The following is a 25,694-nucleotide window of genomic DNA, read 5'->3' as shown; positions in this document are numbered from 1 at the left end:
ATTTTCCCAACTTTCTAAGTTGCTTCATTTATTTCGACTGACCATTATTATACAACAAATACCACTTGATTCATGCAGTTTAACATTCAAAAGCTTGTCGAACCTTTCAATTAGAAGTGAAAATCAGTAATATAGAGAAAAGAGCCGCTTAAAGGAAGTGAACGAGCGTGGAATATAATATTCATGACACCACCGTATTAAAAGAAGAGATTCTATCTCCAGAGGAAAAAAAGACATGGGTGCTCTATATGAAAGTACTCACAGCTGCAGGTCTTGGAGATGTGTCAGAATGGATGAAGCTTGATATGAGTATGCCTCAAATGAAGGTACTCATGCTACTCAATAACCATGGCTCTCTCAAGGTATCCGAAATCGCTGAAAAAATGGGCGCTTCTTTGTCCAATATGACAGGCCTGCTTGATCGGTTAGAACAGTCTCATTTTGTTGAACGAAAGCACTCTGAGCGTGACCGGAGAATCATTGTCGTCGAACTAACTGAGGAAGCGAAAAATATTTTCAGAAGCATTTATCAAAAAGGACACGAAAAAATCAAAAACTCCCTGCAACGGCTCAACGACGAGGAAAAAGAAAAAGTCAACGAAGGGCTGGCTATTTTAGAAAAAGCACTGCGTCCTGAACGCGGCTAAACATGAAAAGGAAAAAAGACGGTCACTTGAGATCCGTCTTTTTTAGTTCTTCTTCTTGTCGATCTGGGGTGAAGAGATTTTTACGAATGACTTCCCTGTCGTCCCATAAAAGATAACCTAAACCGATGATAAGAAAAAAGATACTGATCCACGTACCGCCAGGCAGTATCTGTTCAAGTTCCTCAATCGTTCTTTCTGAGCCTAAGCTATTACTATAGCGTATCTCAAAAAGAACATATTTTGCTATATAAAACAATGCCGCCATACAAATAAACATGGCGCCGACAATTCTTCTACCAGACATGTGTTTACTCCTTTAATTCCATTGATTTCTTTTGATTAATTCCGTGATATGGGCAAGATGATGCTTTGAGTGCCAGACGTACATTCCTGTTGCATCATATAAGGACACCGTTTGTTGATCGGCTGGGTGATAATAGGACGCAGTGAATTCTTCTTCTGACATCCCTCGAAGTAATGTAACCCACCTGCGATGCAGACTGCTGATTAAGAGCAGTGATAGGCTGATGGGCGCTTTGCTATCTGGAAGCTCGGCGAATCCCGCCTGATCATATGGACGGATGTGCGGTATTTCTTCTGTGAGCGCAAGCTTGAATCGTAAGTATGCATTCAGATGGCTGTCTGCTACGTGATGAATGAGCTGACGGACGGTCCATCCTCCAGGCCGATAGGGTGTATCCAGCTGAGCATCTGTCAATTGATTGGTGACTGTTTCATATTCTTGTGGAATCGCACCCAACTGATCAATCCATGACTCTAGCTGTTCCTTTGTTTTATTTTCAACCGGTTCATATAAGCCAATCGGATATTGTAATGACGTCATACACTCTCCCCTTTCTCAAATCCTTCTAGTACAAATTTGCCAATCATCTTTCCTTGTTCAAGGGTTTGATGTGCCTGCTTCAAGTTAGCAGCATTGATCGGACTGAGAACCTTTGTTAACGTATGCGTTAATCTCCCCTGTTCAAATAACTCAGCCGCCTCTGTTAAAAGCTCATGCTGTTTGATCATGTCCGCTGTTTTGTACATAGGGCGTGTGAACATGAACTCCCATACAAATGCAGCACTTTTATTTTTGAGTAATTGAATGTCTAGGTTGTGCTGATTCTCGACAATGGTACAGATCGTGCCTTGCGGTTTGATGGCTTCTGCCATGCCTTTGAAGTGTCCATCTGTATCATTTAGGCATAAAATGAAATCCACTTCGCCTATTCCTTTTTTCTGAAGCTGCGCGAGAAGCGGCTCATGATGATCAATGATATGATCAGCACCTAATGATAGACACCACTCTTTTGTTTCAGGTCTTGATGCGGTGGCGATTACAGTGGCATTTGCTAATTTGGCTAGTTGGATGGCAATAGAACCTACTCCGCCTGCACCGCCGATGATGAGCAGTGTTGCCCCTTCTGCATTTCGCTTCATATGCATCCGGTCAAATAACGCTTCATATGCCGTAATCGTCGTCAGAGGCATCGCGGCTGCTTCTGCAAAGGAGAGATTGGCAGGCTTTTTTGCCACAATCCGTTCATCCACAAGCTGATACTCACTATTTGAGCCTTGACGCGTGATATCTCCCGCATAGTACACGTGATCACCAGGCTGAAATAATGTACACGCTTCGCCAACTTCAACAACCGTACCGCTTGCATCGTAGCCAAGAATTTTCAGTTTTTCTTCCTTCTGATCCTTCGGTGATCTCACCTTCGTATCAACTGGATTCACTGACACAGCCTCTACCTTCACCAGTATATCCCTGCCCGTTGCTTTAGGCTTTTCTACTTCCTGATCCATCAAGCTTTGCTCATGCTCAATCGGTAAGTACTCCAATAGTCCAACAGCTTTCACTCGCTCGCACTCCCTTTCACCATGCTTCTTTTCCACATTTTATCATAATTTTCTGATGTTTATGGATAGATCAAACGAGTGATTGCACATTTAGGACCCTTTCAAAGCCTTTCGCTCCCTCGCTATATAAGAAGGACGAGCTCTTTGCCATGAAGGAACATAGGAGAACCAGCTTTTGGATTTAAAAAATAGCTGAACGTAATAAAGCTGGATGTGCTGAAGGAAAAAGATCATTAATAGAAAAATAGCTAGTGACAGAGTTAGGCTATCAGCTGCCCCTTGCATCCATTTAGTGATAAAGAAAATAACAAAACCGATCATCATCATTTGTTCCAGCCTTTGCATGATCTGGGTCAAGACATGTCCTCGTTTCGATAGATCACCAGACTGGTGCTTCCTGATCTTTCTCAATTTATAAAACCATATGGTACATTCTACTAAGTTATGAGTCATAAAAAGAGCGATGAGGGCGATCAATAAAGGTGATGGGGTATAAAGGACTTGAGCAACGAACGGAAACACTAAAAAATAGCATGCCATACATGCGTGTCTCACTGATAAGAGAAATAGTTCTTTTTCTATGTATGGTTTCATCTGTTTCACCTCCATATGTACTACGTCTGATCTGCCAAAAAGTTCCCTTTGCCTATCAAAAAAGGATGCCCCAAAGGCATCCTTCCTGAATCACATTTAAAATGCAGCGCTTAGTACGACAGGTCCTTGCGGCAGTTTGTTATCCTTTTTTGGTTCAAGGGTGACTGCCACGGTATCCCATGATTCGCTCGCTTCTTTTTCTGATAATGCATAGGTGACGGTTCCTTCTCCTTTGTTATCTGTTTTAAAGGCACCAGCTGGTACCGGTTGATCTCCTTTAATGAGCCACACTTGATAAACAGCAGATGAATCAAGCTGATCCTTTAATCCGTCTGCACTCACCACCAGCTCTTTTTTGCCGTTATGCTCAATCACTGAAAAAGCACCCGTTGTTTTTGGTGATGCGGCTGATGCCAGTGATTTTGTCGCCACAACCCTGACAGGTTCTTCCGCCTGTTCTTTTCCATTCGATAAGAAATACACGTTTCCAGCTGCTGAAATAAGAAGCAGTGCGGCAACAAGTGGCAATAGCCATTGGTTACGTTTCTTTTGCAGTGGTTTCATCTCGTTTGGTTCATGTGCTGCCTTGAGGTCTTTTCTATGGCTATTCTTTTCTTCGATCGTCTCTTCTTCAAACACCTGGGATAAAATACGGTCTTTCATCCCTGCCGGAGGTGTTTGGTCATCTGCTAGAAATGGAATGTCAGACATGAGCGATGTCAATTCTTCAAGCTCTTCTTTGCAAGCTGAGCAGTTCTTGAGGTGCTCTTCAAATTGTGCTTTTTCTTCTCCTTGTACATGCCCGTTGAAATAATCAATCACTTGATGTTTACACTGAGTCATGCCTCTTCCTCCTTTCCTCCGCGAGACAGTCTCGTCCGTAAGTGCTTCAATGACAATCGAACTCTTCCCTTCACCGTTCCAATGGGGATGCCTAGTTTTTCAGCAATGCTTTTTTGTGTCATTCCTTTAAAATAGACATCTTCTATGATGGTTTGCTGTTCTTTTGACAATGTAGATACTGCTTCACGTATGATTTGTTTTTCCTCGTTCCATTCAACTTCCTTTGATACATCTTCTTGATGATCGGCTAAATATTCAATATGCTCATCTTCTAGTGCCGTTTCGTTCCGGTGCTTTCTTAGGAGATCGATGGCTGTGTTGCGTGACATCATGAATAACCACGAGGAGAATTTGCCTTTATCCGTATGGTATTCTCCTATACCGCGCCAGAGCTTGATAAAGACTTCTTGCAGCACTTCCTCCGCAAGCTCACGACTTCCAGTCATTTTATAAATAAACGAATATAACACACGTTCATAGCGATCATACAGCACTTCAAGCGAAGGCTTGTGACGATCAAATTTGATCTTGTGATACAGCTCAGAATCTTTCAGTGTATCCATGGTCATCTCCTTCCTTTTTCATGAGAAAGAGCATGCTGCATTCATCATGAAATCCTTCACGTATTGCTTATCACTCGATTTGCTGAAATAAGCCTACTTTGTACTTTACTCTTTTTTAAAGGAGAAAAAAAGAGCGCCGAAAAAGGAAGTGTGCTCCTCATGAGAATGTACTTACTGTACGAAAAGCAAGGCCATTTGGATCACTTCTATCTGAAAAGTCAAGAATCCATGTGTTTCCATTCTCTGTTCAGTTGATTTTAGCAAACTCTCATGTCCCTCACAATGTCAACATGTCATAATAGAAGGTAACGAAATGAATTGGAGTGTCCTTACATGATGTTGACGATCGTTCTTTTTTTATTAGCAGGAATAGCAGAAATTGGCGGCGGCTACCTTGTGTGGCTTTGGCTGCGCGAAGCCAGGCCTGTCAGCTATGGAATCGCCGGCAGCCTCATCCTCGTCGCTTATGGGGTCATCCCTACCTTCCAGCAGTTCCCGACTTTCGGACGGGTTTATGCGGCCTATGGCGGTGTGTTTGTGGTTCTTGCTGTGTTTTGGGGCTGGTGGGTCGATCGAAAAACGCCTGATTTGTACGATTGGGTAGGCGCTCTTATTTGTTTAATAGGTGTGAGTGTGATGCTCTTTGCCCCTAGAAACTAGGGAAAAAGATTGCAATACATGTCATGAGAAAAAAGCCGGCGCTCTTTTGCCGGCTTTCACATTTCTTCTAATGGACTTTTTATGCCCCGAATTGTGTTTCATAAAGGCGCTTATATAAGCCATTTTGCGTTAGTAATGTTTTGTGATTTCCTTGCTCTGCAATGCCACCTTTTGTCACAACCACAATTCGATCTGCATGTTGAATAGTTGCAAGGCGATGCGCAATGACTAGCGTCGTTCTACCTTCTGAAAGCTCTTCTAGTGATCGTTGGATCGAAGCCTCTGTTTCAGTATCTAGTGATGAGGTCGCTTCATCCAGTATTAAAATAGGTGGATTTTTCAGGAAAATACGTGCAATTGATACACGCTGCTTTTGTCCACCTGACAGCTTGACGCCTCTTTCACCAATCATTGTCTCAAGACCTTCGGGCAGGGATTCGACGAGTTCTTTTAGCTCTGCTTTTGAAACTGCCTGCCATATTTCATCCTCAGTTGCATCAAGCTTTCCATAAAGAATGTTCTCTCGAATGCTCCCATTAAATAAATAGACGTCTTGTTGGACTATTCCAATTTGTTGGCGCAGTGAAGACAGCTTCATCTGTCTACTATCAATGCCGTCTATCGTAATGGTTCCAGATTGCCATTCATAAAACCTTGGTAATAAACTGCATAGCGTGGACTTACCAGCACCGGAAGGACCTACAATGGCAACCGTTTCCCCTTGTTTGATCTCCAGATTAATATGCTCAAGGATCAAATTGTCCTTCTCATAACCAAAGCTGACATCATGAAATGTAATTTCACCTTTTAGCCCATCGACATGAATCGCATCAGGGACGTCCTTTTCGTCTGGGGCTTGATCTAAGAGCTTAACAAATCGCTTAAAGCTTGCGACTCCCTTTGGATACGTCTCAATGACTGAATTAATTTGTTGAATAGGTCCTAAAAAGATTCCAGACAGCAGGACGAATGAAATGAATTCGCCATAGGTCATATTCTTTTGCATCACAAACCATGTCCCGCATACAAGTCCAAAGATGGTGACGCCCTTCATAAGCAGGTGACTAATTGAAGCGTGTAATGCCATCATTTTGTATGTGGTTAATTTCGTTTGTTTAAACTGTTCATTGTGTTCAATAAAGCGATCCACCTCGTGCGTTTCATTCCCAAATGCCTTCACTACTCGAATTCCGCTCACATTATTCTCAACCCTTGCATGGAATTGACCAATACTTGAAAACATGTGATCAAAGGCAATCGACATTTTCTTCGTAAAATAAACCGATAGCCCTATTAAGAATGGGACAATGAGAAACGTGAGGACGGCAAGCTGCCAATTGATTGATAGCATCAGGGCAAATGCACCTGTAAGAGTCATCATTGCAATAAATAAATCTTCAGGACCGTGGTGAGCGATTTCACCAATATCCATTAAATCGTTTGTCATGCGTGAAACAAGCTTTCCTGTTTTCTTTTGATCAAAGAATCGAAAAGACATTTTTTGTACGTGGGTGAATAGCTGACTTCTCATATCTGTTTCAATATTGATACCTAGCTTATGTCCGAAATATGTCACCACATAATTCATTGCTGAGCTGACGACATAGACTGCCAGTAAAATTCCACTCCAGATGAGAATCATTTCCCAGTTTCTGTTTGGGAGAAGGTCATCTACAACCATACTGATCGCGAGTGGAAATGATAATTCAAGTAGTGCCGCTATGACGGCACAGGAAAAATCTAATATAAACAGCCCCATATATGGCTTGTAATAGGAGAAAAATCGTTTTAACAAAAAGCAGCCCCCTTACTTCTGAGATAATTCTGTCAATATCTCAACGTATTTTTCTGCTTGATTGGCGATAGCTATTGGATCAAATGGCCAGAAATACGTAATATCCAAGTCATGTACTTGATTCTTTTTCACCGCTTTTAAGCTTTTCCATATTGAATTGTTCTTATCGAACGTACCTCCGTTGGCTTCATCAACAAATATATAATCACCTGCATATTTTGGTAGCACTTCATATGAAATATGTTCAAATCCTGACTTTCCATTTAAAACAGTGTCTGCAACATCTTTTGGCGGCTGAAGCTGCAATTGTTCATAAAGTGCTTGTCCACCTCGATAGATACCATTCCCATACACATAGACATCATTTTTAAATGCACCCAAGATTGACACTGTTTCGCCTTCTTTGATGACTGTTTTCACTTTCTTTCTAGCAGCTTCTATACGTTGATCAAATTTTTTCAAAAACGCTTTTCCTTCTTCTTCTTTATTCAAGATGCTGGCTAATGTAGTGATCTCTTCTTGTGAATCTTTAAATACACCGAACGGATAAACAATCGTTGGGGCAATCTTTCTGTAGACGTCCAGTACCTTTTCATCGTCTACAGCTGAAATGATGAGGTCTGGTTTTAAGCTTGCCACCTTTTCGGCGGAGCGTTCATCACTAATGTCTGCCACACCATCCACTTTGCCTTTGAGATGTATGTTTTTTAAATCTTGTGTTGTGGCACCAACCGGTTTCACCCCTAGTGCAACAGCACTACCCAAATAGCCATCTACGAGAATACGCTTTGGATTTGCTGGAATCTCGACCTTGCCTTTCACTGTGTCAACCGTTTTTGTTTTTTCTTCGGCTTTTTTACTTTCTTCCTTTTGACCGCAGGCTGCTAGTGCGAATAACAACACTAAAGCTATTAAACTAAGAAATATGCCTTGTTTTTTCATAACTTCTTTTCTCCTCCATATCATGATGAATCACTGAGAATCATTATCATTTATTTGTCTCTCGTATTCTATCAACCGCTTGTCTATCGGTCTATGGATAATCGTCATAACTTGTTTATGGACAATTGTTAGATACTCTTATTCTTTTATTAAAAATTGAGAGAATCGTTTCATGATTTCTATCGCCCGTTCCCCTTCACCAAATCTAAATTCTTCTAGTTTTAACAGGTAGAATGTATTATTTTGCACTGCGGGTAAATTACGCAGGACATCACTTTCCTTCATACGTTTGTCCATATGTCTGTACCATCCATTCCGAACAGCCACAATAAAAAACATATGATCTGCTGCATAATCTGCTAAATGCTCAAGCGGAATCACAACATGTTTATCCGGTTTCAGCACCTCCTCTTGAATGGCTTCAGGGGGCATCAACCCCAACGTTTTATATAGGTTGATTGCTCCTCTCGCATGAAAAGACCACATATACACCTTGTCATGTCCCCTTACTTCATATAAAGCAACTGTTTCCTTTTTTTTCAAAAACGGCGTCAAGCGAGCTCTTTCCTTCTGTGCTTGCTTCTCATAACGCTCCACCCATTGCTTTGCTTCTTCGCTCCTTCCGATGAGGCTACCTAAACAAAGTACCTCCTCTACAGGACTCAGACGACTATATGGAAAAACAAGCACAGGAGCGATTTTCTCCATGCGTTTCATCCATTCTATGTTTGTATAGAAATAATCAGGCATTAAAATGAGGTCTAAGTTCATGTCCTTCAAAACGTCGTCAGGTGTATGCTCATGAATGACGATAACATCACTGAGTTGACCTTGAAGCACATCTGAATAAAGAGCAATATCTTCTTCCATGCAAATTGGTTTCACTCCAAGCGCAAGCAAAGAGCCTACAAACTGAAAAGCGGCAATTCGTTTTGGTTGGCGGCTCAGTCGATACTGACTAGGCGATCTGCCCGTTTTTTGACGAAATTTTCTGCTGAAATAGAGGCTATCAGTATAGCCTACTCTTTGTGCAATCGCCTGAACCTGTTCATCGGTTTTGAACAATAGCTTTTTTGCTTCATCTATTCGAATTTGTGCAATATAATCTGTGACACTCATTCCAACGCTTTTCTTAAAAAAAGTAGAGAAATAGCTTTCATTAAAGCCCATTTTATGTGCTAAGTCCTTACGGGTCAGTTCTTGTTGGTAATGCTCTGCAATGTATTGAAGAATCATTTGAATTGAATAATGATCAGCATCAGTTGTTTTTTCATTTTGTTGCTGGAATATTTGCAGTACTAGCTTTAGTAGCTTCACTTGGCTACTTTCTGAATAAGAGGGGTCACTTAAACGTTTAATATGATGAAATAATACCGGTGAGCCCATCACCACTTGCCCGTTATCAGGCAGGGTATCATAATTGATTTTATAAATTAATTCATCATCAGCATCATTTGTGAGCATGTAATGTTCAAATGAAACAGCAAAAATTGTGACTTGCTGATTAGATAAAGAACGGATGACAACGGGGATGTGAGATCGTATAAACAGGCTATCCCCACCGTCAAGCTCGTACTCCATTCCTTCTAGCTGAATGACAACGGTACCATCAGCTGTTAAAACGCTTGGAGATTTTGTCTGCCATCTGTTCGTTTGTTTTGCTTTCAGACACATCTGAATTTTCTTTTTCATATGTAGCATCGTTTCCATTTGTGCGTTCATCTTCAGATACCTCCTTTCAGCGATAAAAAAGGTGATGCCGTTGCGGCACCACCCTTCTTGTTTTGTTTTTTTTAGCGATCCGCACCGGCTGCCAGCAATTCTTTGTTTTTTTCCTTAAAACGTTCATTATGAGAAGATACATACGCCACTTTCTCCGCATCTGGTTCGATATATAATTTCGCACTATTTAGTGCGTTCACACCATCTACAAACGTTCCTGCAATCAAGCGGACCTTGCTTTTATGTGTACATAAATCACCTACTGCATACACACCTGGTAAATTGGTCTCCATCTGCTCATTCACTTCAATGAGTCCCCATTCACCTTGCTTTAATCCCCATTCTGCAAGAACACTTAAATCGCCTTTCATGCCGTGGTTGACAATGACTGCGTCTGTTTCAATACGTTCTTTTTCACCTGTTTCTAAATGCTGAACAGTGACAGCTTCGATTTCTTTTCCGTTACCATGTAGGTCAGTTAATTCATGTGGGGTTAAAATACGTGCACTTGATGCTTTCATATTCGCCACGTTTCTTTCATGTCCACCAAACATATCTCTGCGGTGTATAACAGTGACACTTTTCGCAATTGGCACAAGGGCATTTGCCCAATCCACCGCAGAATCGCCGCCCCCAGAGATGACGACTCTTTTTCCAGCGAAGGTTTTGAGCTCCTGAACCGTATAATAAAGGTTTGTTACTTCATAGCGATCTGCATTTTCAACCTCCAGCTTTCTTTGAACTGGAATACCGTGCCCCATTGCCAAAATCAAGGTTTTGGTTAAATGGCGATCACCATTTTCGGAGGTAATCAATATATTTCCATCTTCTAAGCGATGAAAGTCTGTTATTTTTTGATTTAATGCAATGACAGGTTCAAATGTTTTGGCTTGCTGTTCAAGCTGTTTAATTAATTGCTCTCCTCTTGTTGGCACTAATCCACCTACATCCCAAATGACTTTCTCTGGATACAGTAGGATTTTCCCACCAAGGCTTTCGTTATACTCCAGTACCTTCGTCTTTAAATCCCGCATCCCACTATAAAAGGCGGTGTACATTCCTGCTGGACCGCCACCAATAATGGTGACGTCAAACAATTCAAGCTGATCTGTCATTTGAGTCCCTCCAGTTTTTCATCGATTGATCTATTTATAAGTGATATTGATTCTCATTATCATATGTACCTATTGTAGTCTACTCTGGTGAAGGGAATCAATAGCTTTCTGCAAAAAAAAGAACAGGACGAGCTCTTTCTCGTCCTGTCATCCATCACACAATCGTTAATCCAAGGTCTTTTAATTCAAGCGAAACAAGTCTTGCAATCGCATCTGCTCCTTCTTTTGTAAAGTGCGTGCGATCCTCTACGCCTGTTGACAGCATAAAGTAAGAAGTCGTTTTCTCTATGCCGGAAATTTGATAAAATTGAAGGCTTGCCGTATTTAAATCAACAAGAAGGACTTCTTCTTCATCAGCTAGTTCTTTCATAGCGGCACAGTAATCAGGGAAATCATTGATATATTCTCCGTCTTTTTCATGAAAGCGGCCGACTGGCGTTAATAAAAGCGGTGTAGCGCCTTTCGCTCTTGCTCCGTGAATATATTGAGACAAATAGCTTTTATACGTCGTGAAAGGATCTGTATGCCGTTCGGGCTTCTCCGTTGAAGCATCATTGTGCCCCATTTGTGTAAGCAGCCAGTCCCCAGGCTGAATGTCAGCCAATATTTTATCAAGCCGTCCTTCTTCAATGAATGTTTTTGAGCTTCTTCCACCGATTGCGCGGTTGTCGACGCTCACGCCTTGCGCTGTATAGCGATGTAAAAACTCTCCCCATCCTCCTTGAACAGGACGATCCGGGTAAGATGCAACGGTTGAATCACCAGCTAAATAGATGGTTGTCATGTTCATACGCCCCCTTGTTCATATAGCCACTCTTATAAGCGATGCGGACATCCTAGTGGCTGCTGAAAAGATATGAAACAATCAGCATCGCTACTTCATTCATTCTCTTTTTAATGATCAAACCCCTGCTTACCGGTAGATGTGAATGCGTTAAATATGCGGCGGAAGTTCTACTTTTGTCTCAACGGCTTGCTTTAACGCCTGAAGCATGTAGCCAATTCCTTTATATGGAGCTAGCGGATAAATCGCTGTCTGATGAGGGAGTAATAAAGGATCGATCACCTTTCGATATTTCTTTCCACCTAGTATCACTAGTTCATCATATGCAGTGAGATGTTTTTCATGAAATTGCTGCCTTAATGCTTCACGTGTTATCTGATCAGCATGCGGTGTACCAAAAGCTACATCATAATTCTCATGAATGATTTCATCTGCCTTTAAGAATCCGTGCTTCGCTGATATGATCAGCCAGTCTGAAAAGAACGTTTGGGCATAGCTTTTCGTACGCTGATGCAGCGGACTTAAATAAACGAGGTTCGCTGGCTGGCTCCCTGCCTCTGGATGGACGTCCCAAATTTTCTTCGCCCCACATGGAATGATACATACTCGCTTCAATTGATTTTCTCCTTCCTTCGTCGATACATTCGATACAACATACAACCTAGCGCTGTGCCGAGTGTATTTAATAGAATATCATCAATATCGCTGCTTCTTGTAATCATACCAGATTGCGAGAATACCCATTGAAGCACTTCAATCATTGTTGACAAGAAAAAGCCAGCAAGAATCGCCTTTTGCCAGCGCAAGGTTCGGAATGCCTGATAGAGAAAAAAACCAAGTGGCACAAATAACAAAATGTTCCCTGCCAAATTTAAAAAAACAAGATTGGGATAGCCGTGATGATAGGCATGGAGATTTTGATAAATGGACTGCAAAGGCATGAGGTTGACACTCACCTGATCCCTTGGTGCGGAAAAACGATTTGGAAAGACCGTCAAATACAATAAAACATTCGTATACATAAACAGACAGGCAAGAACGATTTCTGTTCGTAAATAGATAAAGCGTTTTTGCTTTTTCGCCTGTCTGTATCTCATATGTAAATAGAGCGGGACGAGCAAGAGAAAATAAGTAATGGAAAACATCGCACTGAATGTCATACGGAGAGCTGCCCCTTTCTCACATGATGCTTGACCATATTTACAGCTTATTCAGGCCTGCCCTCATCTATTCATCACTTATTCTCCTATTCAATGACGAGACCCCCATATTGACAAATCGTCAGTTTTCCGCTAAACTGACTGACATTCAGTCATTTAAGGTCGGTGATGATGTGTCGAAACGAGAAAAGATTATGCTTGCTGCCATTGATGCGTTTAAAGAAAAAGGAATCGAAAAAACGACCATTTCGGATATTGTGAAAGCAGCAGGAGTGGCGCAAGGAACGTACTATTTATATTTTCCTTCAAAGCTGTCTGTCATGCCTGCTATCGCAGAACATCTCATCTCGCAGATGGTTCCCGCTATTGAAAAGGAACTGACTCAGCATGCGGATGTCCTCGATCAAGCAGATGCGCTTGTTGAATTCATCTTCTCTTTTACAAGACAATACCGTGACGTCCTTGCTCTAACCTACTCAGGTTTAGCTGCCACGGAGCATTTAAAGGAATGGGAAGATATTTATGAGCCGATTTACAAATGGGTCGCTGCTTTTTTAGAAAAAGCAAAGCAGGACAAAAGGGTCCGTGCGAATTTGAACTGTCAATATGCAGCCAAATTCATTATCGGTTTACTTGAATCGTCTGCTGAGCAAATGTACTTATTTACAGAAACAGATACAGAAGAGGTTCTGATTCAAAAGCGAGAGGTGAAGCAATTTCTTCTTTACGCACTTGGCATAGAGACACCTTAACTTAGTACAGCACTTGCTGTACGGCGTGTAGACAAACCCGCGCATTCGGTGTCAGTCCTGCGTGCTGGTGCTCACGAATGTCAAATTCGCTCCGCGCCAGTACTCGTCCTTCCTAGACTGCAAAGGTTTTCTATCACGCTGAAAAGAAGACAAAGGGCTAAAATAAAGTTCATTTTAGCCCTTTGTCAACAATCTGAGTACAGCACTTGCTGTATGTTCTTTTTTGGTTTTAAAATGACGAATCGTCAGTTTTGAGTTTTAGGAGGAAATACGATGAAAAAAAGCTGGATGTATGTCGCACTCACTTGTTTATTCGAATTACTTTGGGTGTTTGGTTTAAATAGAGCTGATGCGGTGTGGGAGTGGGCGATCATTATCTGCCTGATCCCGGTTGATTTTTATTTTTTAATGAAAGCCTGCGAGAAGCTGCCGACAGGGACCGTGTACGCCGTGTTTGCCGGAGTTGGAACGATTGGTACGTCTTTGATGGATTACGCGCTGTTCGGCGGTTCGTTTTCATTAGAAAAGCTCTTATTTATGGGCATTTTAATTCTCGGCATTATTGGACTAAAAGTGTCTGATGGAGATGCACATGAGCAGAAAGGAGAAGCGGTATAAATGGGCTGGTTTTTTGTACTATTAGCCTCTGCCTGCGAAATCGGCGGAACCATTGGCCTCAATATGTTTAGTAAGAAAAAGCAAATCACGACAGGTATTTTATTTGTCGGCGGATTTGCCCTATCCTTTTTGTTTTTATATGCCTCGTTCTCTTCCGTTCAAGTATCCGTTGCCTATACGGTCTGGATTGGACTTGGAACGGCGGGCTCTGTCTTGTTTAATATGATTCTATTTAAAGAACCGAAAAACATGATTCGTATACTCAGCTTGCTGCTGATTGTGATTGGCGTCGTTGGGCTGAAGTTATTTGCGTAATTGAATGACAAAAAAGGAAGGGAGTCAAAGCCCCTTCCTTTTTTAGTTCTCGTTTAATGTGGATCATGCTGCTCGAGCAAGAGATCCATTGCGTAAATCGATTCGCCTTTCTCATCTAATAAAAAGTACACTATCAAAGGCTCTCCAAAAGCTGCTGTTTGCTGCGTGAACAACACACAAGTGAATTTTTCGATACCAATTGGAAGCTTTCTTTTTAATATAGGATGAAGAATAGGCGAAGTCCGAATTGTATCTACATCAACATCCCAACGTTCGTTTTTTAATGTTGGATAATGCTCTGATAACAATTGGTGTAACATGTCGGTCGTGAGCGTTGCTTTTCCATTGTACCCATCATCTATTATGTTGGTGTTATACATCCGACGGTTGCTCACCCTTTGAAGCATTGATTCGTATTCCTTTTAAGACAAATCGTTTCTGACCATCAAGAGTACAAGTGATCAATGTCAGTTCATTTTTCCCGCGATCCTTTAGTACATCAACATCCGTCGGTTCAATCGTAGCTGAGCTGACAATTTTATATTCATATGTTTCCGCTTGATGATGTAAGACGACTTTTTCTCCCTTCGGCACCTCTGGCAGCTGCCTGAAAAGCCGGTCGCCTTTATACCCTCTATGGCCTGCAATCGTGAAATTTCCTTCACCTGGCATTTGATGAGATTTGATCTGAGTCAGTGCAATACCTAAATTTTCTTTTGAAGTAACAGGAAGCACTTTTTCGTTTAAATCAATTGACGGGATCTCTAGCTCCATCACATCTCGAAGGTCTTCTTCTGACACAGTTAGATGTGGAATAGAAGAAAGGGCATCACTGTCATTTTCTTCAATCATCTTTAATGCCTGTTCCATTGCTGCTGTCTCTTGAGAAGTTCGCCACTCATATATAAAAGGAACGGAGATGAGCATTAGCCCCGCGACCACCAAAAAGCTGCCTAATAAGGTTCTTTTTTTCATCAATATACTCGTTCCTTCCTTTTACTGAATGGCTCTTCTTCTAAGAACAAGAAGAACAGTTCCAGAAACTACTAGTAAAATCCCTGCATACATCATATAACGCAGCCATTCTTCTCCAGTCTTTGGCAGCTCACCGTTTGAGTCATGAGGTGGATGTTGATCCCCTTTAGGTGAGGCTGGAGGATTCGTGTGGTCCTCTTCATTCTTCACTGGAGCATTTTTCACAATCAATGTCTTGATCTCCACTTCGCCCATTTGAATTGTAAAGATGAGTGGTTTCTTTAAAGCTACATAACCATTTGGAGCTTTCGTCTCTGTGAGTGTATATTCACCAGGTTTAAGCCCTTTGACAATGGCTTCTCCGTCTTTTCCTGTTGTCACAGATTTTATGGTTTTCCCGGCTTTTGTACGAATGTCAAAGGCTGCACCTTTTAAAGTTCTATCTGTCTGCTGGTCTACCTTTATGATACGCAGACTTCCTAAGATCAAGTGATTCTTCGCTGTTAATTGAAGTGGCTTCTGCTGATTTTTTTCAATTGTAAACAGGATCGGCTTATGGTCCAATTGATAGCCATGAGGTGCTTTCGTTTCAACGAATTGATATTCTCCCGGTTTTAGATCGTTGATGCGAAGCTTTCCTTTTTGATCGGTTACAAGTGATTTCTTCAACGTTTTCCCTTCTTTACTCAGAAGAGCAAACTCTGCATTTTCGAGCGTATGTCCCTCATCATCCACTTTGGTCAGTTCCACTGCTCCCGGCGTCAGTTTGTTGATCATTTCTACTTTTGCTGGTTTGTCTTGACCTAAACGGATCGTAAATGAGACAGGTGTCTGATCCAATTCATAGCCGGCAATGCTTGCTGTTTCGACAAATTGATAGGTTCCTGGCTTCAGTTGATCGACTGTCAGTTGACCGTTTTTGTCTGTCTTTAAGTCTTTCTTCACACGCTGATCGTGCGCATCAATCAGGTCAAAGGTCACACCAGCGAGCAACTGACCATCCTCCCCTTTTTTCTGAAGCTTCACAGCACTTGTCGTCCGAATATTTTCTTTTGTCACTTTCACCAGTTGATTTGGATTGAAATCAATCTTAAAGTCTACTGGTTCTGCATCAAGTTTATGTCCAAAAGGAGCCTTCGTTTCAACCAATTGGTAAGCGCCTGGTTTCAAATCGTTGACAGTGATGATGCCTTTCTCGTTGGTTGTTAAACCTGACATCAATTCTTTACCATCGTCATTGAAAAGTGTAAATTCTGCGCCCTTCAATCTTTCTTTTTCTTCCCCTATTTTTGTTAGTTCTACAGAACCTTTCTTGAGCTGATTGATGGCCTCCACTTGAATCCATTCTTTTTGACCTAATTCAACTTCAAAGACAAGTGGTTTCGCACTCAATTCATAGCCTTCAAGACTCTTTCTTTCAACAAATTGATAGGTTCCAGGTTTTAGACCTGTGAAGGTGATTTCTCCATCCTGATTGGTTGTAATCCCTTCTCCTCCTGCCACTAACTTTCCTTTGGCATCAGATAGATCAAAGACAACCCCTTCTAATGATTTCCCATCTTCGCCTTTTTTGTGTAACAGCACTCCGCCTGTTGTGCGGCTATTTTCTTTTGTCACACTAACCAGCTTCTGAGGGTTAAATGGAATAGCAAAAGTGACAGGTGTTTCGTCAAGCTCATGACCGAATGGAGCCTTCGTTTCAACAAACTGATAGGTTCCAGGTTTAAGATCGTTGACGATGATTTCCCCGTTCTGATCAGTGACGAGACCTGTTTTCATCTCTTTTCCATTTGCATCTACAAGCTTGAATTCTGCTCCTTCAAGCGCTTCATTCTTTTCACCAAGCTTCGTGAGCTGGACAGCTCCAGTTTTGAGATCATTGATCACTTTGATCTCTGCCGGTGTTTTTTGTGCGATTTCGATGGTAAACGGATAAGGTTTATTTTTCTTTTGATAACCATCAATACTCTCTGTCTCTACAAGCTGATATTTGCCCGGTTTGAGGTTATCGACCAAAAGCTTCCCATCTTTATCTGTTGTCAAATCTTTACGCACAACTTCGTCATTTTGATCCGTGATTTCAAATCGAACACCTTGAAGCTGCTTGCCATCTTCCCCTTCTTTCACCACTTCTAATGCACTTGTTTCGTATAGGTTCTTTTGTGAAATGATGACTGGTTCTGTTGGATCGAGTGGTACTTCAAATTTGATTGGTGTTTCATCTAATACATAACCATCGGGTGCTTTTGTTTCAATGAGCTGATACGTACCCGGTCTTAGTTCGTTTAACGTGATCTTGCCATTTTCTCCTGTGACAAGCGAACCATTTAGCTCATGCCCGTCTTGATCTAAGAGCTTGAACTGTGCACCTTCTAGTCTCTCTCCGCCTTCACCTATTTTGCTCAATTCAGCAGAGCCTTTGATGATGTCATTTACTGCAGTGACAATCGTTGTTTCTGTTTGATTTTCTTTGATTGTGAACGGCCATTTTTGCTGATTTAATTGATAGCCTTTCGGTGCGTTTGTCTCAACAAAATAATAGGAACCTGGCTCAAGATGTTTGAAAAGAATTTCTCCTTTTTCGTCCGTTTTCAACTGGGTTTGGACGGTATCTCCAGATTCATTTTTCAGTTCAAATTCAGCATTCTCTAATGCCGCACCCGTCTCTTTGTCTTTTTTCGTTAACTTGACATGCTGGCGGATTTCTTGGTTCTGCACCGTCATGCTATTTCCTGTTTTCGCTTGATCTCCTGATTCGTAGGGCTGATCAATCGTTACATTGATTGGTTCCTTCGTCTTAATATAACCATCAGGTGCTTTCTCTTCTGTCACGATATAGTCACCATACAGAAGACGATCAAATCGAAGAGCTCCTTCTTCATCTGTTGTCTTTGTTCCAATGACGATACCGCTCGCAGCATCTGTCAGAGAAAAGCTTGCTCCTTTTAGCGCTTTTCCACTACTCGCGTCTACCTTTTTAATGGTTAAAGCGCCAATCGCTCCTGTGCCATCTCCCATACCAGCGGTGCGTTTGACCACAATTGAGGCTTCGGATTCCTTTTTGATTTCTTTTACATTTTCACCTCTAAACGTTACTTCGTTTTGAAGTGTACTTCCCACCTTATCTAAAATGAGAGATTGGTATTCTAAAATATATGGTCTCGTGATTTCTTCTTTAAATTTGATTTGAAAAGAATCTGGATCGAATTCAAGGTCTAGTTCATAATCCTTCCCTTTTTCCAGCTCTTCCTTTTTGGTCACTTGCCCCTTTTCATCTATTGTCGTCGAATAGAGATGAAATGAGTTTTCTATTATCGCTTGGTTACTGCTCGGATGGTCTATAATCGTCGCATCTTGGACTGTTGATTGGCCAAAGTTGATATTGAGTTTCCAATCAATGACTTTCCCTTGTTGATTTCCTGATTTGCTCGTGTATTTCCCTCCATTTGGAATGGACACCACAGCATTCACGTCTGATTCTTTCGTCTTTCCATCATAAAGGGTCGCTTTATTTTCGTAGGTTTTCTGTACTAAATCCATTCCTTCAACACTTGTTTGATACGTGATTTTGTATGGGGAATCAATGGCATGTTTGAAAATGACTTCGAAGCCTGATTCTCCTTTTTCATTTTCAAGGAATTTGATGTCATAATGTTCTTTCGCTAATACCTCTTTTTCTTCCGCCCCATTTTCCCCGCCTTGTAAATCAAGCGAGTAGACGGTGATTGAATCTTTAAGCAAACGCTGATTTCCTTGAATGAAATCCTCGATTTTCGCCTCTTCTAAATGTTTCAAGTTATAGTTCACACCGATATTCCATGTGATCTCTTTTTTCTTTGCATCATATGTTCCGTTCTTAAAACCATTTGACTGCGTGTATGTGTCAGGCGTGAAGACAGACTGATTTTCCTTCTTCAAATCCTTGCCATCTTCATTTACCCATTCAAGCTTTACATGATTACGCAGGTTCTTTTGATCTTTATCTGCTCTTTTTTCATAATCAAAAGACGTTGTATATGTGACGGTATGTTCTGTCTTGATTTCTTTCGTAAATTGAATATCAAATCCATTTGCATGTTCAACGATTTGATAATCTGTGCCTTCTTCAAGCACTGTATTACCTGTCGTCACTTTTAAACTATCTTTTTGCAGCGTCAATCCTTCGTTTGTAAACGTATCTTTTAATATCAGGTTGTTCATGGTTTGTTGATCTTTGTTGAAGGTGATACGCCATGGAATAGTCTTGTTCTTGTAATTCGGTGTTCCATGATTTTTCGTTAGAATTTGTTGATCAATTCTTTGCTTCCCTTGTTTGCTCTCTTTGCCAGCTGTTACAGTATTGATAATCTCTTCAGCTTCGAAAATCCGCTCGGTTGCTTTTGTTTGATATGTGATGAGATAAGCCGATTGAATATCTTGATTGAATTGCAAGGTAAACCCGTTTTGTTCATCCTTTTTTTGAGGTTGAACCACATAATGTTCAAATGCTTTTGTTCCTGATTCTTTGCCATTCTGATCAATTGTGACTTCCTTGACTTGAAATGAATCAGAAATCAGCGCCTGTGTGCCATTAAAGAAGTCTTCTAACAAAGCATCCTTTTCAGCAATCTTTTTTTCGTTATAGTTGTAACGAATTTCCCACGTAATTGTTTGTGTGACTGGATCGTAGTGGGCGGCTTTTTTATTTAAAGGACTGCCTCTTGTCACATTCACTGTTCCTTCTGCTGAACTAATCACTTTATCAGCAGAGACAAGGGACGCTTTATTACGAAACGCAGACTGATCTTGATTCGTAATGTCCGTTTCATACATTAAACGGTAAGCTAGATGCACGTCATCTTTAAATTCAATCGTGAAATCTTGACCATCTGCTGTTTGGCCAATTGTGTAGTGGTTTTCGTCAAGCAGCTGACCAAGCGATGTTTCACCATTTAGCTTTGTATCAACACGATAAAGCTTGATTGAATCTTTCTTTAACACTTGACCTTCTTGAATCGGATCTAAAAGTCTCGCTTGTTTCACATCGTCTAAGTCCATATTAAAATCGACTGTCCATTGAATGGTTTCAGCATTGTAAGATCGATTTGGTTCTCCCTTTTTAGAGACGTTTGGACCATTTGGAATGTATTGAATCGGGATCGATATCGTATCTTTGCCTTCAATCGGGGTAATGACCACTTCTTTTTCTTCAGTAATGACTGTTTTTTGATCTAATTGCGTCCACACTTGAAGTGTTCCATGGATATTTGAATATTGTTTGATAAAGTCAGTGAATTCGATGGAGGCATTTCCGCTCTCATCTACAGAAAAATAACCAATGGTTACCTGATTAAATTTCATCTCGAGACGATCGATTTTTTCATAAATCACTAATTCCTCTGGAACCTTGAAATGGAATGTATCCCCGCCATTATAGCTATGACCATTTGGGATCGCCCACTCATAGTTAATGGAAATAAGCGAGTTGATGTCAGGCTTATCAACTGAATTTCCTTCCTGATCTTCAAAAATTAATTTTGCATCAGTGAGAAGATTTTCTTGTATCTGTATTTGTTTTGAAACACTTTGCAGCCCTACACGCTTAGATACGTTCACTTTGTTTTTTAGTAATTCATCTTCATCGCTTTGTTTCGTTTGAGCGGCTTCTTGATTCTTATCGTCTTTTTCAGATGAGGTTGAGTCATCTTTTGGAAGGCTTTCTTCACGCTCGTTTTGCTTTGTTTTCTCTTTTGGCTCAGCTATACTGGTGACATCTATGTTTATTGATCCTTCTAAATTTGGATCAAGATCAACATCTTCTTTAAATATGACCGTTACTTCATTTTGTTTTGAAACGGTATACTCACCAACAAGTATGTCACCCACAGTAATGGGTTCCTTCTGTTCCTTCTCTACCTGTATGGCTGAAGGAAGAGTGAGAACATACGGATATTGTTTTTTTAGATCGATTCCTTTTATCGACCAATGGACAATTGCCTTTCTGACTTGCTGATCTTCCATGTTTGATAACTTGTTTCCTTCGCTATCAGCAAACTCAATATCTCCATAAATGTTTTCTTGGATTTCTTTTGCTTGTGCCCCTGCTAAAGGCAAGATTCCTAATATACTAGACTGTATGACTAACACCGCGATGAGAGCCAATGACAATATTCTTTTCAATACATCCACCCTTTTCTAAAATTAATTTTCAACCATGATAAAAAAATCATTTGTATACTGTCAGATCAATCACTCCGCTTCTGATCAAAATATTTTCTAAAAATTTGCACCTTAAGACCCTATGAATAAAATGAGTTGATCAATCATGAGCTTGAAAGGGAATCATGAGTAGTGGATATAATAACTGGGTAGGGGTCTATAGAAATGGGGAATAGTGAAAGAGATCATGAAAGAATAAAAGTGAATTTTTCTATTTATACTGGAATGAACAATAAATTATGTGTACATGCATATATAAGCATGTATTCACATATGGTTCGTTCATATGAAACAAGCATGTATCATATCGTATGTAAGGTGAGACAGTTCAGCATTATATAAATCGCATTCCTTTCTACTCCCTTTCATATGGTAATCAAAAAGTTGCTGCGTTTTATTCTTACATTTACCGTTTCAACAGCAAAAAAATAAACGAAATATCTAAAATGATCCATTTTTATAGGATTCATGGCTTACTTACCACTTTATAAATGAAAAATATGGAGAATCAGGGCATAACATTTGTTTTCGTCTAATTTTTTTCTCTTTTATCATGAAAAGTGAAGACAAAACGATTTAGCCTAAACATTACAATCATTTCATGCCTATTTTGAGAATCAAATGTTCTTTAAGTGAACTTCATAATATAGAGGCAAGCCAAAGGAAGGAGTTAGTTGTTTGATGGAGCTCATTGATAATAAATCAAAGAGATGGATAAACATTTTAAAACTACTTGTATCCAAAAATAAGTGGTGGAGCCTTCAAGAGATATCGAATGAACATATCGGTTCGGTTCGTGCCATTCAAAGCGATTTAGAACAAATGAAATCGTTCAAAACAGAGAACGGTGAGCCGTTAATCCACATAAAGCCGAGACAAGGCATATCCATTTGTTATACACAGACGATACGAGTGGACTACTATATCAAGGAAATTTTAAAAGATACGATTGAAATTCGATTGATTGACGGCATTTTTTTCGAACAAAACCGGTCTTTCTATGAATGGATGGACACGCTTAATATCAGTAGATCCACATTGTATAACACCATTCATAAAATCAATTCCATTCTTATCTCTTATGACATTGAGTTACGCCCAGATAGTATGCAGTTCCATGGAAATGAGAAGGAGATTCGTCAATTCTTTGTTGAATTTTTGTTTGAAGTGTATGGAAGCCGGCTTTGGCCATTCGATGATATTCAAAAGCAAGATGCAGTTGATTTATTACAGGAGCTATTTCAGGTGCTAGAAGTCAATGTGCCAGATGTGGCGATAGATAAATACTGCCTATGGTTCGCCGTTTCCATTCACCGAATGAGGAAAAATTTCACAATAAGCCGTAAATATACGTACTCAATGAAAGAGGAAAAACAAAGTTCTGTAGCCAAAGGGATCTATGATCAAATCCAAACATGGGAAGAGCATATTTGCCGAATGACCAAAGACGTATTTGATGTGACGCTGGATCATCATGAATTTGTCTTTTTGCTATTGATCGAACCAGCTATTGGACACTTTAAATCAATTGAAACTGTCGAAGAAAAATTGACGTTCTTCCAATCACATACACCACGACTTTATGATGCCATTCATTCATTTATCAACCAATTGGAGTCGATTTTTCATCAAGAAATAGCGAATCGCAAGGTGATGACACTCGTTCTTCTCCAATATTATGTGTATTCCAATGAAATTACCGTGAGAGATGGATTCCTTTTCAAAAAGAAATCGAGCTATTTATCAGAGGTGAAAAAACAGTTTCCTTATTTCTATTCGAGGATTACTCATATCATCCAAGAGTTAAAAACAGACGATATCCTCGGTCCTTTTGTGAAAAATGAACGGGAATTGATTCGTATGATTACGTCGTCCTGGAGAGGGCTTGTTCAATTGGAAATGGAACGGAGAAACGTGTTGAACATATTTGTTATTTCAACATTAGGCTATTATCATAGTTTGTTTATTGCGGATTTAATTAAATTAAGCGTACCTCCTCTCATTCACATTTTTACAAGTCCAGAGAATACATTAAATGATGTCACGATGGAGGAACTTGGGATCGATATGATTGTGACCGATACCGAGCTGCCTCTTCAATTCGGACAATCTACGCTGCTGATCAGCTCTTTTCCAACAAAGAAAGAATTGGACAACTTGCACTCAAGATTGGTTGATATGACAGGCTAATGTTCATCAAAAAAAGCTGCTGAGGGGCTCTCAAGCAGCTTTTTGCTTCTGTATTAATGAAGCACTATTTGTTCATTCATCAAATCAATGGCATAAAGTGATTGCTCATATTCATCTAATAGAAGGTATACTTTGAGCGGTGCAGCGGTTTGATCTGTCTGCTGCGTGAATAGGACACAAGTGAATTTTTCGATCCCCTCTGGCAGCTTGCTTTTCAGAAAAGGATGAAGAATAGGAGAGATTCGAAGGGTATCAACATCTTTTAGCCAAAGTTCATCTTGTAACGCAGGATAATGGTCAACCAAAAACTGACGAAACACTTCCAATGTACTCAAGGTAGACATCCTCACTTTCTTCTATCATGGCTTCAAGCTTACCTAAATCAAACATGTTCAAAGTCATCCTATGATGTCAGCCCACCAAATGTCGTATACTACTAGAGACACGATTTCATTTTTTTCAAAAAGCATTGTAGATCAACTTTACTGTCATGAGTATTTCATATGTATGATGTCTACTAATATTCCAACCGATGGACCTATGATCATATTCTTATCTGTTTCTTTCGTGATGAAACGACAACTTCCTGCTACAAAATTCCAAATTTCTTCAAAAAATTGGTGCAATGAGACAAAAAAGAACAGCTTCTCACTGTTCTTTCAAAGAAAACACTTCGCCGCTCTCTGCATCAACACCATCATGGCAATCGAGCTTTCCGCATAGAACATATTGTTTTTGCGCTTCGTCATAGACGTAAATAGGTGTAAGTTCAAGACGTTCTCTCAATTTTTCAAAGGCTTCTTTCTGAGATACAGAAATATCACTTGCCGCTTGAGAGGGGCTGAGTATCCCGCACACTTGAAACATTTCTTTTTTATCTATGTAATTAACGGCTTCAAACGAGCTGGCGTCAATGAAGACCTTGATCTTGTCCATAAACCCACTGCCTTCTTGCCCGTTCGTTTTTAATATCGCATGGATGTATCCATGCTCACGATGGAGTGTTTTCAGAACCCACTTCCCTGTATCCTTTGGATATTTTTGCGCCAAGAAGGTTCGGACTGCTTTGATACACTCAGCTTGCTCTTCTTTTGATATCGGGAAAGTATCTGGTGACGGTTCCAATGAGAAAGCTTGTTCAGCTGAAATGTTCTCATGAATGTTCATTTCCTTTTTTTCAAAGGCATTGTTTATCGGTTCATTCCACTCAATGACCTCATTCATGTGTATAAAGTGCGTTTCTTCACGCCCAATTTCAAACGGAAGCGTTCCTGTTCCATCGTTTTTCACATAAATTTCTTCTAATGCATAAATAGATCGGATTCGGTTGTGCTCGAAGGAAGGCCATTGAAACAGCTGTACTTGCTGCTCGGCTAAGTTCTCCAGCTTATCAAGGGAAAGCGCATATTCCTCAGCTTTCAGTAATGTTTTGGCTAAAAATGGGCCGTGGTGTGTAAAGTACATGAGCTGTCCATGTTCATTCCATTTCACTTCGATTCTGCCTGATGGCGTCACTTTCACACCATCTATTGCTTCTTCGAAAGAAAGTTCCCCTTTCTCCTTCTGATGCATATGAAAATGCTCATCATAAATCAACCCTGTTTCTTGTTCGATCCATTGAATGACATGAGCTGGATAAGGTCTCTTAAACGTGACACCCTGCTGCGCATAGGTTTTGTCCATGACAAAAATAACCGATTCAATCTGTCCTGTATTCAAATTCACTTCAATGACAGCTGTGCCGTCTGGGTTGATATCGTCGTCCTCAGGTTCAGCTTCATGAGAGGGGAACCATTCCATATTCAATGTATAAATCGTTTCATTGAACATGTTGACGTAACGATGAAAGCTGTGTCTTTTTAGATTATAAAGATCTAAGCCAAATTTCGCCTTTGTCTGATCGATTAGTTGTTGAATGTTTGCATTCAATGGTTTCACCTCAAAATGGTTATGTT

24 protein-coding genes are annotated in these 25,694 nt (G+C 40.4%); 6 read left to right on the top strand and 18 right to left on the bottom strand.

Annotated features, from left to right (window positions below; genetic code table 11):
• The first annotated feature begins 167 nt into the window (after positions 1–167).
• Positions 168–647 carry a MarR family transcriptional regulator gene (locus MHH41_RS04130; protein WP_003217817.1) on the top strand — a complete coding sequence of 160 codons (480 nt, stop codon included), beginning with the start codon at positions 168–170 and terminating at the stop codon, positions 645–647.
• Positions 648–669: 22 nt separating this feature from the next.
• Here the strand turns inward: MHH41_RS04130 and MHH41_RS04125 are convergent, their stop codons facing one another.
• The 6 genes from MHH41_RS04125 to MHH41_RS04100 form a co-directional block, all read right to left on the bottom strand.
• Positions 670–951 carry a hypothetical protein gene (locus MHH41_RS04125; protein WP_340865751.1) on the bottom strand — a complete coding sequence of 94 codons (282 nt, stop codon included), beginning with the start codon at positions 949–951 and terminating at the stop codon, positions 670–672.
• 12 nt (positions 952–963) lie between these two features.
• Positions 964–1,491 carry a YfiT family bacillithiol transferase gene (locus tag MHH41_RS04120; protein WP_268459453.1) on the bottom strand — a complete coding sequence of 176 codons (528 nt, stop codon included), beginning with the start codon at positions 1,489–1,491 and terminating at the stop codon, positions 964–966.
• A complete protein-coding gene (locus tag MHH41_RS04115) occupies positions 1,488–2,513 on the bottom strand; it encodes a zinc-binding alcohol dehydrogenase family protein (protein WP_340865749.1) in 1,026 nt (341 codons plus the stop codon). Before MHH41_RS04115 ends, MHH41_RS04120 begins: the two co-directional genes overlap by 4 nt.
• Before the next feature lie 90 nt (positions 2,514–2,603).
• Complete coding sequence (locus MHH41_RS04110; protein WP_340865748.1) at positions 2,604–3,107, bottom strand: hypothetical protein; 504 nt, start codon at positions 3,105–3,107, stop codon at positions 2,604–2,606.
• A gap of 96 nt (positions 3,108–3,203) precedes the next feature.
• Positions 3,204–3,950, bottom strand: coding sequence for an anti-sigma factor (locus tag MHH41_RS04105; RefSeq protein ID WP_050944755.1), 747 nt, complete (start codon positions 3,948–3,950; stop codon positions 3,204–3,206).
• Positions 3,947–4,513, bottom strand: a complete 567-nt coding sequence (locus tag MHH41_RS04100; protein WP_050944756.1) for an RNA polymerase sigma factor — start codon at positions 4,511–4,513, stop codon at positions 3,947–3,949. Before MHH41_RS04100 ends, MHH41_RS04105 begins: the two co-directional genes overlap by 4 nt.
• A 333-nt stretch (positions 4,514–4,846) precedes the next feature.
• Here MHH41_RS04100 and MHH41_RS04095 point away from each other — a divergent pair, with 333 nt between their 5' ends.
• Positions 4,847–5,173: a YnfA family protein gene (locus tag MHH41_RS04095; RefSeq protein WP_137055504.1), complete on the top strand. Its 327-nt coding sequence runs from the start codon at positions 4,847–4,849 to the stop codon at positions 5,171–5,173.
• A gap of 79 nt (positions 5,174–5,252) precedes the next feature.
• Here the strand turns inward: MHH41_RS04095 and MHH41_RS04090 are convergent, their stop codons facing one another.
• The 7 genes from MHH41_RS04090 to MHH41_RS04060 form a co-directional block, all read right to left on the bottom strand.
• Positions 5,253–6,968, bottom strand: coding sequence for an ABC transporter ATP-binding protein (locus tag MHH41_RS04090; protein WP_226804800.1), 1,716 nt, complete (start codon positions 6,966–6,968; stop codon positions 5,253–5,255).
• A gap of 12 nt (positions 6,969–6,980) precedes the next feature.
• The gene (locus MHH41_RS04085; RefSeq protein WP_340865746.1) at positions 6,981–7,910 is read right to left on the bottom strand and encodes an ABC transporter substrate-binding protein; all 930 of its coding nucleotides are present in this window, start codon (positions 7,908–7,910) and stop codon (positions 6,981–6,983) included.
• A gap of 138 nt (positions 7,911–8,048) precedes the next feature.
• Positions 8,049–9,632: a helix-turn-helix domain-containing protein gene (locus MHH41_RS04080; RefSeq protein ID WP_340865745.1), complete on the bottom strand. Its 1,584-nt coding sequence runs from the start codon at positions 9,630–9,632 to the stop codon at positions 8,049–8,051.
• 71 nt (positions 9,633–9,703) lie between these two features.
• Positions 9,704–10,747, bottom strand: a complete 1,044-nt coding sequence (locus MHH41_RS04075; RefSeq protein WP_339161532.1) for an NAD(P)/FAD-dependent oxidoreductase — start codon at positions 10,745–10,747, stop codon at positions 9,704–9,706.
• 154 nt (positions 10,748–10,901) lie between these two features.
• A complete protein-coding gene (locus MHH41_RS04070; protein WP_003217853.1) occupies positions 10,902–11,531 on the bottom strand; it encodes a rhamnogalacturonan acetylesterase in 630 nt (209 codons plus the stop codon).
• 150 nt (positions 11,532–11,681) lie between these two features.
• The gene (locus MHH41_RS04065) at positions 11,682–12,146 is read right to left on the bottom strand and encodes a DUF6884 domain-containing protein (protein WP_113386861.1); all 465 of its coding nucleotides are present in this window, start codon (positions 12,144–12,146) and stop codon (positions 11,682–11,684) included.
• Positions 12,143–12,691 carry a VanZ family protein gene (locus MHH41_RS04060; protein ID WP_212046492.1) on the bottom strand — a complete coding sequence of 183 codons (549 nt, stop codon included), beginning with the start codon at positions 12,689–12,691 and terminating at the stop codon, positions 12,143–12,145. The genes MHH41_RS04065 and MHH41_RS04060 overlap by 4 nt, the downstream gene beginning before the upstream one ends.
• A gap of 173 nt (positions 12,692–12,864) precedes the next feature.
• Between MHH41_RS04060 and MHH41_RS04055 the strand changes: the two genes are divergently transcribed.
• The 3 genes from MHH41_RS04055 to MHH41_RS04045 all read left to right on the top strand — a co-directional run bounded on the left by MHH41_RS04055 (position 12,865) and on the right by MHH41_RS04045 (position 14,376).
• Entirely contained in the window at positions 12,865–13,443 is a 579-nt protein-coding gene (locus MHH41_RS04055; protein ID WP_034620888.1) for a TetR family transcriptional regulator, read from the top strand.
• Between the two features lie 273 nt (positions 13,444–13,716).
• The gene (locus MHH41_RS04050) at positions 13,717–14,061 is read left to right on the top strand and encodes a DMT family transporter (RefSeq protein WP_003217798.1); all 345 of its coding nucleotides are present in this window, start codon (positions 13,717–13,719) and stop codon (positions 14,059–14,061) included.
• A complete protein-coding gene (locus MHH41_RS04045) occupies positions 14,062–14,376 on the top strand; it encodes a DMT family transporter (protein ID WP_003217878.1) in 315 nt (104 codons plus the stop codon).
• A 53-nt stretch (positions 14,377–14,429) separates the two neighbouring features.
• On the opposite strand, the gene MHH41_RS04040 is transcribed toward MHH41_RS04045, so the two are convergent.
• Genes MHH41_RS04040 through MHH41_RS04030 form a run of 3 tightly spaced genes read right to left on the bottom strand, consistent with a single transcriptional unit; the run spans position 14,430 to position 21,519 of the window.
• Positions 14,430–14,756 carry a hypothetical protein gene (locus MHH41_RS04040; protein WP_268493976.1) on the bottom strand — a complete coding sequence of 109 codons (327 nt, stop codon included), beginning with the start codon at positions 14,754–14,756 and terminating at the stop codon, positions 14,430–14,432.
• A complete protein-coding gene (locus MHH41_RS04035; RefSeq protein WP_106030229.1) occupies positions 14,749–15,351 on the bottom strand; it encodes a class D sortase in 603 nt (200 codons plus the stop codon). The genes MHH41_RS04040 and MHH41_RS04035 overlap by 8 nt, the downstream gene beginning before the upstream one ends.
• A gap of 21 nt (positions 15,352–15,372) precedes the next feature.
• Positions 15,373–21,519, bottom strand: a complete 6,147-nt coding sequence (locus MHH41_RS04030) for a SpaA isopeptide-forming pilin-related protein (protein ID WP_340865743.1) — start codon at positions 21,517–21,519, stop codon at positions 15,373–15,375.
• Between the two features lie 711 nt (positions 21,520–22,230).
• Here MHH41_RS04030 and MHH41_RS04025 point away from each other — a divergent pair.
• Positions 22,231–23,739, top strand: a complete 1,509-nt coding sequence (locus MHH41_RS04025; protein WP_137055515.1) for a helix-turn-helix domain-containing protein — start codon at positions 22,231–22,233, stop codon at positions 23,737–23,739.
• Positions 23,740–23,792: 53 nt separating this feature from the next.
• On the opposite strand, the gene MHH41_RS04020 is transcribed toward MHH41_RS04025, so the two are convergent.
• Both MHH41_RS04020 and MHH41_RS04015 read right to left on the bottom strand, forming a co-directional pair.
• The gene (locus MHH41_RS04020) at positions 23,793–24,074 is read right to left on the bottom strand and encodes a hypothetical protein (protein ID WP_003217864.1); all 282 of its coding nucleotides are present in this window, start codon (positions 24,072–24,074) and stop codon (positions 23,793–23,795) included.
• Positions 24,075–24,387: 313 nt separating this feature from the next.
• Complete coding sequence (locus tag MHH41_RS04015; protein WP_340865741.1) at positions 24,388–25,677, bottom strand: hypothetical protein; 1,290 nt, start codon at positions 25,675–25,677, stop codon at positions 24,388–24,390.
• Positions 25,678–25,694 lie beyond the last annotated feature (17 nt).

Origin of the sequence: Bacillus sp. FSL K6-1145 (genome assembly GCF_038003425.1) — a bacterium.
Taxonomy (GTDB): Bacteria; Bacillota; Bacilli; order Bacillales; family Bacillaceae; genus Bacillus; species Bacillus pumilus.
Note: the sequence above shows the minus strand (reverse complement) of the source record. Positions and strands in the feature narration are given on the sequence as shown.

What these genes read in the sequence shown, in the direction of transcription:
- MHH41_RS04105 (WP_050944755.1), bottom strand. Translation starts at nt 3,950, where the DNA reads ATGACTCAGTGTAAACATCAAGTGATTGATTATTTCAACGGGCATGTA.
- MHH41_RS04125 (WP_340865751.1), bottom strand. Translation starts at nt 951, where the DNA reads ATGTCTGGTAGAAGAATTGTCGGCGCCATGTTTATTTGTATGGCGGCA.
- MHH41_RS04100 (WP_050944756.1), bottom strand. Translation starts at nt 4,513, where the DNA reads ATGGATACACTGAAAGATTCTGAGCTGTATCACAAGATCAAATTTGAT.
- MHH41_RS04085 (WP_340865746.1), bottom strand. Translation starts at nt 7,910, where the DNA reads ATGAAAAAACAAGGCATATTTCTTAGTTTAATAGCTTTAGTGTTGTTA.
- MHH41_RS04120 (WP_268459453.1), bottom strand. Translation starts at nt 1,491, where the DNA reads ATGACGTCATTACAATATCCGATTGGCTTATATGAACCGGTTGAAAAT.
- MHH41_RS04050 (WP_003217798.1), top strand. Translation starts at nt 13,717, where the DNA reads ATGAAAAAAAGCTGGATGTATGTCGCACTCACTTGTTTATTCGAATTA.
- MHH41_RS04025 (WP_137055515.1), top strand. Translation starts at nt 22,231, where the DNA reads ATGGAGCTCATTGATAATAAATCAAAGAGATGGATAAACATTTTAAAA.
- MHH41_RS04045 (WP_003217878.1), top strand. Translation starts at nt 14,062, where the DNA reads ATGGGCTGGTTTTTTGTACTATTAGCCTCTGCCTGCGAAATCGGCGGA.
- MHH41_RS04080 (WP_340865745.1), bottom strand. Translation starts at nt 9,632, where the DNA reads ATGAACGCACAAATGGAAACGATGCTACATATGAAAAAGAAAATTCAG.
- MHH41_RS04075 (WP_339161532.1), bottom strand. Translation starts at nt 10,747, where the DNA reads ATGACAGATCAGCTTGAATTGTTTGACGTCACCATTATTGGTGGCGGT.
- MHH41_RS04035 (WP_106030229.1), bottom strand. Translation starts at nt 15,351, where the DNA reads ATGAAAAAAAGAACCTTATTAGGCAGCTTTTTGGTGGTCGCGGGGCTA.
- MHH41_RS04040 (WP_268493976.1), bottom strand. Translation starts at nt 14,756, where the DNA reads ATGTATAACACCAACATAATAGATGATGGGTACAATGGAAAAGCAACG.
- MHH41_RS04060 (WP_212046492.1), bottom strand. Translation starts at nt 12,691, where the DNA reads ATGACATTCAGTGCGATGTTTTCCATTACTTATTTTCTCTTGCTCGTC.
- MHH41_RS04110 (WP_340865748.1), bottom strand. Translation starts at nt 3,107, where the DNA reads ATGAAACCATACATAGAAAAAGAACTATTTCTCTTATCAGTGAGACAC.
- MHH41_RS04070 (WP_003217853.1), bottom strand. Translation starts at nt 11,531, where the DNA reads ATGACAACCATCTATTTAGCTGGTGATTCAACCGTTGCATCTTACCCG.
- MHH41_RS04095 (WP_137055504.1), top strand. Translation starts at nt 4,847, where the DNA reads ATGATGTTGACGATCGTTCTTTTTTTATTAGCAGGAATAGCAGAAATT.